Annotated in this window: 14 protein-coding genes; 2 read left to right on the top strand and 12 right to left on the bottom strand. The window is 56.4% G+C overall.

Annotated features, from left to right (window positions below; all coding sequences use genetic code 11):
• Positions 1 to 14: 14 nt before the first annotated feature.
• Together WMO36_RS04865 and aroC are read right to left on the bottom strand one after the other, a co-directional pair.
• On the bottom strand, positions 15 to 1,634 hold the full coding sequence (locus WMO36_RS04865) for a bifunctional shikimate kinase/3-dehydroquinate synthase (RefSeq protein ID WP_250778866.1): 1,620 nt from the start codon (positions 1,632 to 1,634) through the stop codon (positions 15 to 17).
• A gap of 17 nt (positions 1,635 to 1,651) precedes the next feature.
• Entirely contained in the window at positions 1,652 to 2,845 is a 1,194-nt protein-coding gene (gene aroC, locus WMO36_RS04870; RefSeq protein ID WP_349077006.1) for a chorismate synthase, read from the bottom strand.
• A gap of 47 nt (positions 2,846 to 2,892) precedes the next feature.
• Here aroC and WMO36_RS04875 point away from each other — a divergent pair, with 47 nt between their 5' ends.
• A complete protein-coding gene (locus tag WMO36_RS04875) occupies positions 2,893 to 3,363 on the top strand; it encodes a prepilin peptidase (protein WP_180753453.1) in 471 nt (156 codons plus the stop codon).
• Here the strand turns inward: WMO36_RS04875 and mltG are convergent, their stop codons facing one another.
• The 6 genes from mltG to WMO36_RS04905 form a co-directional block, all read right to left on the bottom strand.
• Complete coding sequence (mltG, locus tag WMO36_RS04880) at positions 3,364 to 4,548, bottom strand: endolytic transglycosylase MltG (RefSeq protein WP_099570653.1); 1,185 nt, start codon at positions 4,546 to 4,548, stop codon at positions 3,364 to 3,366.
• Positions 4,545 to 5,018, bottom strand: coding sequence for a Holliday junction resolvase RuvX (gene ruvX, locus WMO36_RS04885; RefSeq protein ID WP_099570654.1), 474 nt, complete (start codon positions 5,016 to 5,018; stop codon positions 4,545 to 4,547). The genes mltG and ruvX overlap by 4 nt, the downstream gene beginning before the upstream one ends.
• A 10-nt stretch (positions 5,019 to 5,028) precedes the next feature.
• On the bottom strand, positions 5,029 to 7,707 hold the full coding sequence (gene alaS, locus WMO36_RS04890; RefSeq protein ID WP_144171281.1) for an alanine--tRNA ligase: 2,679 nt from the start codon (positions 7,705 to 7,707) through the stop codon (positions 5,029 to 5,031).
• An 87-nt stretch (positions 7,708 to 7,794) separates the two neighbouring features.
• Positions 7,795 to 8,031 carry a hypothetical protein gene (locus tag WMO36_RS04895; protein ID WP_099570656.1) on the bottom strand — a complete coding sequence of 79 codons (237 nt, stop codon included), beginning with the start codon at positions 8,029 to 8,031 and terminating at the stop codon, positions 7,795 to 7,797.
• Positions 8,031 to 8,420, bottom strand: coding sequence for a DUF948 domain-containing protein (locus tag WMO36_RS04900; protein ID WP_294448038.1), 390 nt, complete (start codon positions 8,418 to 8,420; stop codon positions 8,031 to 8,033). Before WMO36_RS04900 ends, WMO36_RS04895 begins: the two co-directional genes overlap by 1 nt.
• An 88-nt stretch (positions 8,421 to 8,508) precedes the next feature.
• A complete protein-coding gene (locus WMO36_RS04905) occupies positions 8,509 to 9,183 on the bottom strand; it encodes a histidine phosphatase family protein (protein WP_099570658.1) in 675 nt (224 codons plus the stop codon).
• Positions 9,184 to 9,236: 53 nt separating this feature from the next.
• Between WMO36_RS04905 and WMO36_RS04910 the strand changes: the two genes are divergently transcribed.
• The gene (locus tag WMO36_RS04910) at positions 9,237 to 9,602 is read left to right on the top strand and encodes a phage holin family protein (protein WP_144171283.1); all 366 of its coding nucleotides are present in this window, start codon (positions 9,237 to 9,239) and stop codon (positions 9,600 to 9,602) included.
• A gap of 110 nt (positions 9,603 to 9,712) precedes the next feature.
• Here the strand turns inward: WMO36_RS04910 and rpsD are convergent, their stop codons facing one another.
• The 4 genes from rpsD to WMO36_RS04930 all read right to left on the bottom strand — a co-directional run bounded on the left by rpsD (position 9,713) and on the right by WMO36_RS04930 (position 13,075).
• Entirely contained in the window at positions 9,713 to 10,339 is a 627-nt protein-coding gene (rpsD, locus tag WMO36_RS04915; protein WP_099570659.1) for a 30S ribosomal protein S4, read from the bottom strand.
• Between the two features lie 279 nt (positions 10,340 to 10,618).
• Positions 10,619 to 11,458 carry an ABC transporter ATP-binding protein gene (locus tag WMO36_RS04920; protein ID WP_374110546.1) on the bottom strand — a complete coding sequence of 280 codons (840 nt, stop codon included), beginning with the start codon at positions 11,456 to 11,458 and terminating at the stop codon, positions 10,619 to 10,621.
• Complete coding sequence (locus WMO36_RS04925; RefSeq protein WP_294446367.1) at positions 11,455 to 12,669, bottom strand: ABC transporter permease; 1,215 nt, start codon at positions 12,667 to 12,669, stop codon at positions 11,455 to 11,457. Before WMO36_RS04925 ends, WMO36_RS04920 begins: the two co-directional genes overlap by 4 nt.
• 7 nt (positions 12,670 to 12,676) lie before the next feature.
• Entirely contained in the window at positions 12,677 to 13,075 is a 399-nt protein-coding gene (locus WMO36_RS04930) for a DUF4418 family protein (protein WP_099570662.1), read from the bottom strand.
• Positions 13,076 to 13,141 lie beyond the last annotated feature (66 nt).

Consider the following 13,141-nt stretch of genomic DNA (forward strand, 5'->3'; position numbering starts at 1 on the left):
AAACTCCCCTGTTATTACTGCTGAATGCGGCGGAACGCCTCTTCGACGGCATCCGCGGGTGGATCCTCAAGATGAATCGGATGCCCAATCCTGTCAAGCACCACAAAACGAAGTTTGTTGCCGCGGGCCTTCTTGTCTCGATGCATTAAAGCGAGCACATCGTCCCACGTACCGTTGTTCCAAGACGTGGGCAAGCCCAGCGAGCCCAGCAGCGAACGATGGTAGTCCACAAGATCCTGATCGATGTATCCCAGAAGATGCGACAGTTCGGCCGCATACACGCATCCGACCGCCACCGCGTTGCCATGACGCCAACGGAAATGCTCAAGCTTTTCGATGGCATGGCCGAGAGTATGCCCATAGTTCAGGAATTCTCGCAGTCCCGCCTCCTTAAGATCGGCGGACACATGGTAGGCCTTCACGCTCACGGTATGTTCGATCAGCTCCGCGACCACATCCTTCAAATCGGAATCCAGGAACGTCGACCCGTCGAAGGCACGCAGTTCATCGGCATAATCCTCGAGAATCTGCAGAATTTCCGGATCCATGATGAAACCGGACTTGACGACCTCACCCAAACCCTCGATGAAAATGTCGTTCGGCAACGATGTGAGCGACTTCAGGTCGGCGAGCACTCCGGCCGGAGTGTAGAACGAACCGACCAGATTCTTTCCCTGCGGCGTATTGATGCCAGTTTTGCCACCGGTCGAAGCGTCAACCATGGCAAGCAGCGATGTCGGGCAGTTCACATAGCGAATGCCACGCATCCATGTGGCTGCCACAAAACCAGCCAAATCGGTTGCCGCTCCACCGCCAAGGCCGACGATCGCATCGGAACGGGTGAAACCCTCATCGCCCAAACGCTGCCAAATACCGTTGGCTACCTCGATGGTCTTTCCAGCCTCCGCATCGGGAATGATAATGTCGTACGCATCATAGCCCGCCTGCCGAAGCAGCGTGCGCGCACGATCCGAATGACGCTGCACCGGCTGTGTGTGGATAAGCGCCACCTTGACGGGCTTGCTGCCCAAAACCTGTGCAAGCTGTCCCATCACACCCTCGCCGATACGAACATCGTACGGTTCGATGGTGGAACCGGTGACATGTACTATACGTTGATCAATCATTTCCATCAGCTTTCTCGCAGCCGCCTGCGGAGACTGGCCGCGTGTGCCCACATGCACGTTCGCCACGCGCCTGAACACCGGATCACGTTCCTTATAAAGTTTCTTCCAACGCATATTGGCATCGCCGTTGAGCATCGGACGACCTCCACCACGATTCGCGCGCTCCATGGCCTCTTCCGGATCAGCCATCAAATACACGACCTTGCCACCAGACGCAACGTATCTCGCCAATCCCTCCTGGATGGAAGGTGTCATCGGCGCGCCCCCGCCCAAGGAAAAGATGCCATCGAAATCCTCAAGCATGTCAAGCACAACATCGCTTTCCAGCTCACGAAATTCCGGCTCGCCGTACTTTTCGAAATATTCGGGGATTCGCATTCCCGCATCATGTTCGATCTCATTATCGGCATCGGCAAACGGCAGATTCATCATCCGCGCCACTTCCTTGCCGACACGTGTTTTGCCCGCGCCCATCATGCCGATGATCACGGCGACAGGCCTGCGCATACCAGCCATGAAACGAATCACCTCATATGCTCAGGCCAGGAGGCAATGTACTGTTCGGCATTGCGCTTGGTCTCGGCAACGCAGTCGCCGCCGAACTTCTCAAGCACATACTGCGCGATGGTCAGACGCACCATTGCCTCGGCCACAACCGCGGCCGCCGGAACCGCGGTGTTGTCGGAACGCTGGTTGATGGCCTGCGCCGGTTCGCCTGTAGTCACATCAACGGTTCGCAACGCCTTCGGAATGGACGGAATTGGCTTCATGGCCGCACGCACCACGATCGGCTGGCCATTCGACATGCCACCCTCGATACCACCGGCACGGTTACTCAGACGGGAGATACGACCGTCCTCGCCCACCACCATCTCATCATGGGCCTGAGAACCAGGACGCATGGCTTCAAGGAAACCGTCACCGATTTCCACACCCTTGATGGCCTGAATGCCCATCACGGCGCTTGCCAAAGCCGCATCAAGACGGCGATCCGACTCGACATAGGTACCGACGCCCGCAGGAACGCCGTACACCACGACCTCAATCACACCGCCCAACGTGTCGGCGTTCTCTTTCGCCTCATCGATGCGGGCGATCATCTGCTTTTCCGCTTCCTTGTCAAGCGTACGTACCGGAGAGGCATCCAATGCTTCAAGGTCCTCCGGCTTAGGAAGCGTGACCTGCTGCGGATCGGTAATGCCCGCGCCGCCGATGGAGAGCACATGTGAAACGGTGCGGATGCCGAATGTCTGCTCCAGGAACTGCTTGGCAACCTCGCCCAGCGCCACACGAGAAGCCGTCTCGCGTGCGGAAGAACGTTCCAGCACCGGACGAGCGTCATCAAAACCGTATTTGCGCATGCCAGTCAGGTCAGCATGCCCCGGGCGCGGGCGGGACAGCGGGGCATTGCGCCCCTCACGAGCAATCTCATGATCAAGCGGATCGGCGCTCATCACTTCGGTCCACTTCGGCCACTCGGTGTTGGCGATCTCAATGGCCACCGGAGAGCCGATGGTCTCACCGAAACGCACGCCGGTAAGCATACGAACCTTGTCCTGCTCGAACTTCATACGTGCGCCACGGCCATATCCAAGACGACGACGCGCCAACGCGCCGACAATATCCTCCGTAGTGACGTGGACGCCCGCAGGCAGCCCCTCGATCATGGCGACAAGCGCCTCGCCGTGCGATTCACCTGCTGTCTGCCAGCGCAACATGCCAACTCCTTTTCTTCCGAATGCAACTAGTGGACTATCTTAACGGTATGTGGTACATGATTTGCCTGCCGAGTCTGCTCTGTGGACTAGCCGTCAGCGTTGAAGACATCCGTTCACGTCGCATCCCGCGCACATGGGTCGCCGCAGGATGCGTAGTGCAGATTATCGTAAACCTCATATACGCGCTCTATGCCAACGCACTATTCTTGGCGCTGCAGGCACTGCTCTTCGCCGCGCTGTCGGCGGCGCTGCAATGCGCTCTTGCTTTAGTGAAACCCGGCTCGTTGGGATTTGGCGACGTCACGACCACGTTGCTTATGGGTTTGGCCGTCGGCATGTTCGGTCTGTTCGCCGTAGTGTCTTGGTGGCTTGCCGTCGGCGTGGTCGGCTTGTGCTGGATTGCCCTATGGACACGTTTTGATCCGCAAAAGCATACTTCTTACGCCGGTAGAACGCCATTCGCCCCGGCGATTGTGGCGACCGGGGCGATAGGCATTGCAGTTGGCGTTATGTTCTGATCAGTTCGCGTTTTCGTTGTTGTTCTTATACTCGTCGCGAATCTTCCAGAACTCGTCTTCCGTTTCGACGAATTTTGTTTCGCCGGTTTGCAGATTGGTGGTGACGAAATACATCCACTTGCCTTCCGGAGGATTGATGGATGCCTTGATGGCGTCGTCTCCCGGATTGCTGATTGGCGTAGGCGTCAGCCCCTTGTGAATGCGGGTATTGTACGGATTGCTGTCATCGTTCAGCTGGTCATCGGTAAGACGGCTCGCGGAAATGCCTAGACCATAGGCGACAGTCGTGTCCATACCGAGTGCCATGTCACTGTCGATACGGTTGAGAATAACCCTTGCGACCTGCCCGTAGTATCTGTCACTGCCCACTTCAGATTCAGCAATGGACGCGATGATCAAAATGCTTTCACGTTCGCTGCCGGTTGGCACACCCAAATCATCCAACTTGGCGATGCGCGCATCGACCATGCTCTTGATAATATCCTTAGCGGACTTGTTCTGCGCATTGTAGGCGCCAGGCTCAAGCCAGCCTTCGAATTTGCCACCGGCTTCTTCAGGAAGGATTCCCGATCCCCCACCATCTATGATGGCTTGGAATTCCGAAACATCTATGCCCGATGCCTGTGCCGCATTCGCGATGACATCAGACACGCGCTCACCGGCCTTGACTTCGGCGAAGCCTCCGGCCTTGCTTTGGTCAGACAAAATCTTGACCACGTCGGATGCCTTCATATGTGTCTTCAAAGCGTACGATCCCGGATACAACGTGGCCGAGGCCCCGCTTACCGCAGAAGTAAACGCGGCAGCGGACTTGACGATCTTCGCTTTGACAAGGTTCTCAGCGATTTCAGCGGGGCCTTGGCCGGATTCTACGGTAAAGGTCACTTCCTTATCGCCTGATCCCGTGTAATCCTCGATTTGGCTCTGCGAATTCGCTTCGTTCGCGGCCTTCCAATGTTTCAACGCACGTACTCCGAAGAATACGCCGACACCGATCAGAACAACTACCACAAGTGAGGCAATAATCGTGAGGTACAGACGACGACGCTTTTGTTTTCTGCGACGACGCATGTCCCTACGCGATTTCGGCGGCTGCGGAGGCATTGCCGAGTTGAAGGATGTGCTATCCGACGAATCCACCCATTGCGCGTTATCGGAGAAAAAATCATCGAGATTATCGGTCACAGGTCTCTCTCCTCTTGCCTCTCTCTTCTATCGATTGCTGTCTGCAGTATCACCACCGCTGACTGTTGATCGACCATCGGACGATGCCCACGTCCACCGATTTGCGCATCGAACAGCTGATGATGCGCAGTCACCGTGGTCAGTCGCTCGTCAACCAATTCGATAGTTGGAACTTGCGTCAACGAGTATTCATCATCCTCCACCGCGGCGCGCAGTCTTCTCTCAAGGTTAACAGTCCACCGACGTGCCTTCTTCGCGCTTCTGCCTTCTTCTCCGCTTAGCAGCAACGGCAACCCGACTACCACATGGTCGACTGATTCGTCTTCGATGACGTCAACGACCTCATCCAATGCGCGAAATGAATCCCCGTAGACTTGAATGTTGCCTGCAGGGTGTGCGAGGGTGATGCCGGGGTCAGACAATGCGAGTCCGACCCTAGCATCACCCAAATCAATGCCAAGCCAAACCATGCTTGGTGGCTCAGCCCTTCATGGCCTGGTGGGCCAAAGCTTCGAGAGCCTCGTCAATCTTGGTGGCGTCCGCGCCGCCACCCTGAGCGAAGTCCGGCTTGCCGCCGCCACCGCCGCCGAGAATCTTGGATGCGCCTCGAACGAGATCTCCCGCCTTGATACCCTGCTTGCGTGCGGCCTCATTGGTGGCCACGGCAACCATAGGCTTGCCTTCCTCATTCACGCCGGCGAGGGCCACCACGACCGGGGTTTCCTCACCGAGCTGGCCACGGACGTCAAGCACGGTCTTGCGCAGCGCATCGAAGGAACCGAAATGCTCGACGTTCTTCGCGGCCACCTTGACCGGAGTCTGAGAAGCCTTGGCCTCAGCAACCAGAGCCGGAACGGAAGCCGAAAGCTGGGATTCATACATAGCTGCAAGACGACGATCGGATTCCTTAAGCTTGGCAAGCAACGCGTTCACGCGGTCTGCCAGCTCATCCGGACGGGCGTTAACCATGTCGGAAAGCTGTGACACCAACGCATGCTCGCGAGCGTTGAACTCGTAAGCGCTTTCGCCTACGACCGCATCGACACGGCGCACTCCGGAACCGATGGAAGCTTCGGACATGATGTTGACCGCGCCGATCTTACCTACATGATCAACGTGGGTACCGCCGCAGAGCTCACGGCTCCAGCCATCTTCGCCAATGGAAACCACACGCACGACGTCGCCATACTTCTCTCCGAACAGGTGCATGGCACCCAGGGCGATGGCATCATCGAACTTCATTTCCTGAGTGGTGACGGCGAGGTTTTCGCGCAGCTTCTCGTTGACACGAGCTTCCACGGAGTTCATCGCATCCTTGCTCGGAGCGCTGGACCACTGGAAGTCGAAGCGCAGACGGTTCGGCGCATCTTCGGAACCGCGCTGGGTGGCCTGAGGGCCAAGCTCTTCACGCAGCGCCTTGTGCACCATGTGGGTGGCGGTATGCGAGCGGGCGATGGCACCACGGCGATCAAGATCGATGTTGGCGTTGACCTCGGCACCGACAACCAGCGTGCCTTCGGTCAGACGGCACTGGTGCACGATGAGATCCTTGATCGGCTTCTGCACGTCGTCGACCTCGAGCACAGCGCCATCATCGGAGAGAATCTCACCCTGATCGGCGAGCTGGCCACCGGCCTGCGCGTAGAACGGGGTACGGTCGAGAATGACTTCGACATTGGCCGGACCGGTGACTGCGGGAACGGAGCCCTTGCCTTCCTGCATGATGCCCAGCACCTTGGCGCGCGCGGACATGTCGGTGTAACCGAGGAAGTCGATGGGCTGAACCAGCGTCTTCTTGAAATCGTCGTAGACGGAAAGATCCACGTTGTGGCGCTTCTTAAGAGCATCGGCACGTGCGCGGCTCTTCTGCTCGGCCATAAGCTCGCGGAACTTGGCCTCATCGACCTTGACGCCCTGATCTGCGGCCATTTCGAGGGTGATCTCGATCGGGAAGCCATAGGTGTCGTGCAGCTTGAACGCATCTTCGCCGGAAACGGCGTCGGATCCGGATTCCTTGGCCTTTGCCACAGCGAGATCAAAGATTTCGGTACCGGATTCCAACGTGCGGCGGAAAGCATCCTCCTCGCCGTAAGCCGCCTCGGACACATCGTGGAAAGTGTTATTAAGTTCCGGATAGCTCGGCTCCATAGCCGCCTTGGAAGTCGGCAACAGGGTCGGCATGACCGGACCGGTCACACCGAGTTCGCGCATGGCCTTGACGGTACGGCGCAGCAGTCGGCGCAGCACATAGCCACGACCGTTGTTGGATGGGCGCACGCCGTCAGACATGATCATCAAGGCGGAGCGCACGTGGTCGGCCACGATGCGGAAGCGCACGTCCATGGCTTCGTCATCGCCATACGTACGGCCAGACAGCTTCTGGGCTGCTTCAATGACCGGGAAGACCTCGTCGGTCTCATAAATGTTCTGCTTGCCCTGCATCAGATAGGCAAGACGTTCCAGACCAGCGCCGGTATCGATATTCTTGTTCTCAAGTTCGCCCACGATATGCAGGTCGGTTTTGGATTTGACATTATCGACCTCGTAGTTTTCGAACACGAGATCCCAAATTTCAATGTAGCGGTTCTCGTCGGCGATCGGGCCGCCTTCCACACCGTATTCCGGCCCACGGTCCACGTAGATTTCGGAGCACGGGCCGCCGGGGCCAGGGCCACCGGTCGTCCAGAAGTTGTCTTCCATGCCCATGATCTGGATGTGTTCGGGGTCAACACCCTCGTTCTTCCACATCGAGCGGGCTTCCTCATCGTCGGTGAAGGTGGTCATCCACAGTTTCTCCGGATCGAAACCGTAGCCGCCCTTGTCTTGCGGGGTGGTCAGCAACTCATACGCATAGTGGATGGCTTCTTCCTTGAAGTAATCGCCAAAGGAGAAATTGCCCAGCATCTGGAAGAAGGTACCGTGGCGGGTGGTTTTGCCGACCTCGTCGATATCCAAAGTACGCACGCACTTCTGATTGGAAGCCATGCGGCTCTTCGGCGGAGTCTGCTCGCCCATGAGGTAAGGAATGAACGGGACCATGCCTGCAATGGTGAACAGGGTGGTCGGGTTCGGAGAGATCAGCGACGCCGAAGGCACGATAAGATGACCGTGCTTTTCGAAATAATCAAGATAGCGCTTCGCGATTTCAGAAGTGCGCATTTGAGATTGAGCTCCTTTTTTGCTGGAAGGCCTAATGCCTTCCAAAGAATTCGTGATTGTTGTCTGAACTTGTATCACGCTGAAGAATCAGCTGATCTTGCTCGCATATTTGGTGTTAAGTTCAGCTTCGCGGGCTCGGCGTGCTTCGTCGAACTCATTGAACAAGGCTTCAAGGGTACGTACGGCCACATGATCTTGGTCTGGCCCAAACAGGAACTGCCTGGCCGCGTCAGGAGTGTTGGCCTTAACATATGCCTGCGCCTTGGTCACGGCCACAGCACCAATGCCCACACCGATGGAAATCCAGAAGAGACGCTTGAACATCACTCCCCCTTGTTGCTTGCTGCACTGTTGATGTTCTTCTTGTTCACGAAGGACTGCGCAGTGGTTTTCAGGGCATATACCGCAGAAGCGATCTTGATGACCGGCTTGCCGAGGAACGATCCATACAGATCGGTCAGCGCACCGACATTATTGGCCGTCGTGGAAGCCGCGGCGGAGATTTTGTTGACGTCTTCCAACGATTTGTTGACTTGTTGGACGGTGGTCACACTTTCGTCAAGCGCAGGAATCGCATGATCCCCCGTATCTTTGACGGTCTTGGCGATCTGGTCGAACAGCTTACCGAGACGAATCAACGGGTAGATCATGAAACCGGCAAGAATCGCAAAAGCGATTGCCGCAATCAGACCGGCTATTTCTCCAACACCCATCTTGAACCTCTTTTCAGTCCCACGGTTGCCCGCGAACACAATACCCGCATAACAGTAGTAAAAAGCCCCGACCTAAGGCAAGTTATGTTCACTGGTTGTATGAAACGACGCTTACCGCTTCTTCGATGGGTTTCGTCGTGTCGAAGTCAAGAACGGTCACCGATCCATTGGCCGGACGTTCACTCAAATCGTATCCTTCCGGAGCAAAACGGTGCATAAGGCTCAGCAGCGTATTGCCGTGGGAGATCTGCAGCACATCATCGCCGTCCTTCAGCATGGGATTGGAGGCGATCAAAGCAAAACCGTCTTCGACCCTCGCCCAATACTCGGCATCGGATTCGGCGTCGTGGAACGGATCAGCCTCTTTGAGGAAGTCACGCGTCGCACCAAGGCCGTACTTTTCAACGATGTCATTGTAGTTCTTCGCACCGTGAGGGCCTCCAGCGGCGGTCCACGCCACGCCCATATCCTGCCCTTCGAAATAGCCGTAGAACTGTTCACGGAAATGCATGTCGCTCATCAATTGAGGGCGAACGTGGCCGGACGCTTCGTTCACATCGAGAATACGCTGGGCAGTCATCTGCGCACGCGTGGTGTCGGAGCAATATGCCGCGGCAAAATCGAAATCCTTCAATTTGTTTGCGGCTTTGTCTGCGTCGGCGATGCCGGATTTCGTCAATGGAGAATTCGACCAACCCTGCAGCCTGTTATATCGGTTGAAAAACGTCTGCCCATGTCGGACGAGATGAAGATGAAGCAACATAGGCTCCATGTTACCCTCACGGTTTGAGCAAATTCGTGCTATACGATGTTGTTATGGGTCGTTTTATTTCTCGTTGGCTAATTCTTACCGTCGCGGCAGGCATTATGGTCGCGGTTCTCCCCGGCATGCATGCCATCGGAGAGCCTCCTGTGCTTGGCATTGCTGCGTTCGCTTTGTTCATGGCGCTGATCAACGCTTCCATCAAGCCGATCATCCATATCATCGCATTGCCGTTGTCGATCGTTTCGTTCGGATTGGTCGCATTGGTGATCAACTGGCTGTTCATGCAGCTCGCATCATGGTTGGCGCTGTCGTTCTTCTCTGTGGGCGTCACTATTGACGGATTCGTATGGTCTGTACTCGGCTCTCTTGTCATGACGATTGTCAGTGGCATTGTAGGCGGCATCATCGGCGACTAGGTGTTGACAGTTACGTTCACTAGATAGCGAAGAGCCTCGCAATCGTCAGGATTGCGAGGCTCTTGCTGTATGTCCTTATACTGTATGTTCTTACAGTATGTAGATCCAGATCAGCGGGCGTAGAATTCGACCACGTACTGGATGTTGACCTGCACCGGGATCTCCTCGGCTTCAGGCTTGCGAGTCAGGGTGGCCTTCAGAGAAGGCAGGTTGACGTCCAGGTAGCCCGGAACCGCCGGCAGCACATCGCGGTGCACGCCTTCGGCAGCGGTCTGGAACGGAACCATGGTCTGGCTCTTGGCCTTGACCTGAATGGTCTGGCCAGGCTTGACGCGGTAGGACGGGCGGTCGACGATGTTGCCGTCAACGAGGATGTGGCGGTGGACCACGAACTGACGAGCCTGGGCGGTGGTGCGGGCGAAGCCTGCACGCAGAACCAGAGCGTCAAGACGGGTCTCGAGGTCGGTCAGCATGGCGTTACCGGTCTGGCCGGCGGTGTGGGTGCCCTTCTCGTAAGCGGCGCGAAGCTGCTTCTCGGAGATGCCATACTGAGCGCGAAGACGCTGCTTTTCGCGCAGACGCACTGCGTAATCGGACTCAGTGCGACGGCGGGTGCGACCGTGCTCACCCGGAGCATACGGACGCTTTTCGAAAATGCGCTGAGCCTTAGGGGTCAGTGCGATGCCGAGGGCGCGGGAAAGACGCACCTGGCGGCGAGAACGCTGAACGTTCGTCATTGGTTTAATCCTTTGTTTGTTCTGTCGTTGTCTGAACGGAACGCAAACCGGTTTCCCGATATGCGCTGAGCCAGCCTCTCCAGTGCTTCTTCGTGCAGAACACGAACGGCTTGAACACGTGCCGTAGTACAGCTCGTATCGGCCGCCGACCCACTGATGGGCTAAGACTCCAGACGGCATGTTCCCTTGTGGGCGCACACCAATCGTTAATAATACACATGAGGGCGGGACGAGCTTGCCGTTCCGCCCTCTTCGGCATGTCACGCCGCCATTGCGACGCTATGCTTCGACCAGTACGCCCCTGTCCATGCGGTAAGTTCGATCCACGTATGCGAGTGCGTCCGGATCATGGGTGACCATGAGTACGGCCGTACCGTCTTTGGCAACTTTCTGCAGTAGCCTCATAACGATGGCGGTGCTTTCGGCGTCCAAATCGCCGGTGGGCTCATCGGCAATCAATAGTTTCGGACCGTTCATCAAAGCTCGTGCTATGCTGACACGTCTCATTTCGCCACCGGAAAGTTCTTTCGGATAGCATTCCGCCAAGTCATCGACCTGTAGCCGGCGCAACAACGCGTGCGCACGTTCCACGGCATGATCCTGAACGAGATTGTTTTGCGCTTTTGCCGCCGGAACTGCCGCAATGACATCCGGGAGTCCGTCATCGACCGTCTGTTCGGAAGACGAATCAGAAGCGTTCTCTTCCGTCACTTGTAAATAGTGAGGATCTGCAAGCATCCGGGTATCGCACTGCTCTGTTTTGCCGTTCTGCAGTACGGAAGGAAGAATCACATTGTCAAGTGCCGTAAGATTCTGCAGCAGCGTCTGGCTTTGCGTGACGAAACCGATGGTGCGATTGCGCACGATCGACATTTGCCTGTCATTCAGCCGCGTCACGTCGTTACCGTCCAAATCGATGGATCCGGACGTGGGTTTGAGCAGGCCGGTTATAAGATTCAGCAATGTGCTTTTACCATTGCCGGAACGTCCGACGATCGCTACGAATTCGCCTTGACTTAAGGTGAAATCGACATGATCCACAGCCGCGAACGGTTTGCCGCGACGTGTGAACTCGCGAGTGAGCTCTTTTACTTCGAGAACCGTGTTTTCCGTCATCATTCACCTTCTCTCAAAGTCAGATAGGTTTCGGGAGCGGAGAGTTTCACCGCCGTCGCCGCGGAGGCGAGTAGTCCGGTAAGCACTGCGAACACGAAACTCACTGCGATCAATGCCAACACATTCCATATGTTGGTTTGCAGATACGGCAACTGCAACTGCTGTCCGATAAGCGTGCTGAACGGGAAAATCGCAAGCGATGCGACCGCAATGCCAACGACTCCGCCCAAAGCTCCAATCATGGCCGATTCCTTCACAATGATGCCGACCAAAGTGGAACGATTGGCGCCAAGAATGCGATACGCGGCGAATTCACGCTTACGTTCGTTCATGGCGGACGAGAACACCGCAAGCAGCACAATCAGACCCATGATCCAGAACACCGCGACGAAAAGGGTCACGTAGCGAATAATCACGTTCAGATTGGATTTCGTGGTAGCCGTAATACCGCCCGGATACACGTATCCGAGGCTTTTGATTCCGGTCGTTTTGGTAATGCTCGAAGCGACCTGCTGAGCGGAATAACCGTCTTTGACCTTGATGAGCACTGCGGAAACGGCTTTGTCGGCGTATTCTTCCGGAATGGCGGCATGACCCACCTTGGCGGAATAGCCGACCACGTCGGGAACGGTCTGCATGTTCACGAATACGGAATTGTCGAGTGACGTACCCGTGTTGGCAAGTTGCGCCGCCACTGGGAATTCGTGCCCGTACAGTTTGACCGTGTTATTGCCCGACACGCTGATGCTGGATCCGGCAACGATCTGACCGCGCTGGAGCGTGCCGTCGAACTGCGATGCGATCCAAGGGGTGATCACGAAGTCGGTATCGGGATTGAATCCGATGATCTGCACTTTTTCGTCGCAGCATGCGGCGGCCAGCGATGAGATATAGGTTTGTTCCGTGATTTCGTCGATGCCGTCGGCTTTCGCCACTTCATCGGTGATGTCTTTGGTGAAGTAGAACGTGCTTGCTGATCCATTGGTCAGCAACGCCTCGGCCTCGTTTTTGGTATTTTGCGGCGTGACCATAAGATCGGCGCCCATACGTTCCTGCATGCTGTTCAAACCAGCTTCGAGGTTCATGGACAGCAGCGAACCTCCATAAAAGGCCACGGTAAGCATGGTGACGACGATGGCAAGCGCTGCCGTGCGGAACGGTTTGCGCTTGAGGTTGACCAGCGGCAAACCGGCGAGGGTGATGTGATTCGGCATCGTAGGATCAGGCGCGCTTTGCCGGCTTGAGATCAAGATACGCAGCGATTGCCGCGAGCACGGCCAACAGCACGCCAAGCACTATCAGCGTCGGCAAGGTGACCATATGGCAGTGCATCATGGCACCCTTGCACACGCCGATAAGCACGGTCGGCACAGTGATGGTCAGCACGCCAAGCACGGCATTGGCAATGTCAAGGCCGGCACGGGTCTGATCGGAAACGAACAGCCCTGCGACGCCAAGCACCGCAATCACAATGCCGATGCCGAGCGCAGCCTGAGCCGTGTAATGGCATGCCATCGGCATTTCTTTGACCGCGCACACGTGGGCGAAGGTCTGTGGCGCGACGGCCACCAAAGCACCAAGCAGAATCTGCGAAATACCGGCATACAGTTTCTTATTCATGATCTTCCTCTCAAAAAAGACAACATCGCCGATTATCGCAGGGTCCTTTTGAAAAAGAAAGCCTTG

It is taken from the genome of Bifidobacterium hominis (assembly GCF_040095915.1).
GTDB lineage: Bacteria > Actinomycetota > Actinomycetes > Actinomycetales > Bifidobacteriaceae > Bifidobacterium > Bifidobacterium hominis.

Bases quoted from the DNA above. Each gene is read 5' to 3' on its own strand.
- WMO36_RS04865 (WP_250778866.1), bottom strand. From the start codon at position 1,634: ATGCGCAGGCCTGTCGCCGTGATCATCGGCATGATGGGCGCGGGCAAA.
- aroC (WP_349077006.1), bottom strand. From the start codon at position 2,845: ATGTTGCGCTGGCAGACAGCAGGTGAATCGCACGGCGAGGCGCTTGTC.
- WMO36_RS04875 (WP_180753453.1), top strand. From the start codon at position 2,893: ATGTGGTACATGATTTGCCTGCCGAGTCTGCTCTGTGGACTAGCCGTC.
- ruvX (WP_099570654.1), bottom strand. From the start codon at position 5,018: ATGGTTTGGCTTGGCATTGATTTGGGTGATGCTAGGGTCGGACTCGCA.
- alaS (WP_144171281.1), bottom strand. From the start codon at position 7,707: ATGCGCACTTCTGAAATCGCGAAGCGCTATCTTGATTATTTCGAAAAG.
- WMO36_RS04895 (WP_099570656.1), bottom strand. From the start codon at position 8,031: ATGTTCAAGCGTCTCTTCTGGATTTCCATCGGTGTGGGCATTGGTGCT.
- WMO36_RS04900 (WP_294448038.1), bottom strand. From the start codon at position 8,420: ATGGGTGTTGGAGAAATAGCCGGTCTGATTGCGGCAATCGCTTTTGCG.
- WMO36_RS04905 (WP_099570658.1), bottom strand. From the start codon at position 9,183: ATGTTGCTTCATCTTCATCTCGTCCGACATGGGCAGACGTTTTTCAAC.
- WMO36_RS04910 (WP_144171283.1), top strand. From the start codon at position 9,237: ATGGGTCGTTTTATTTCTCGTTGGCTAATTCTTACCGTCGCGGCAGGC.
- rpsD (WP_099570659.1), bottom strand. From the start codon at position 10,339: ATGACGAACGTTCAGCGTTCTCGCCGCCAGGTGCGTCTTTCCCGCGCC.
- WMO36_RS04920 (WP_374110546.1), bottom strand. From the start codon at position 11,458: ATGATGACGGAAAACACGGTTCTCGAAGTAAAAGAGCTCACTCGCGAG.
- WMO36_RS04925 (WP_294446367.1), bottom strand. From the start codon at position 12,669: ATGCCGAATCACATCACCCTCGCCGGTTTGCCGCTGGTCAACCTCAAG.
- WMO36_RS04930 (WP_099570662.1), bottom strand. From the start codon at position 13,075: ATGAATAAGAAACTGTATGCCGGTATTTCGCAGATTCTGCTTGGTGCT.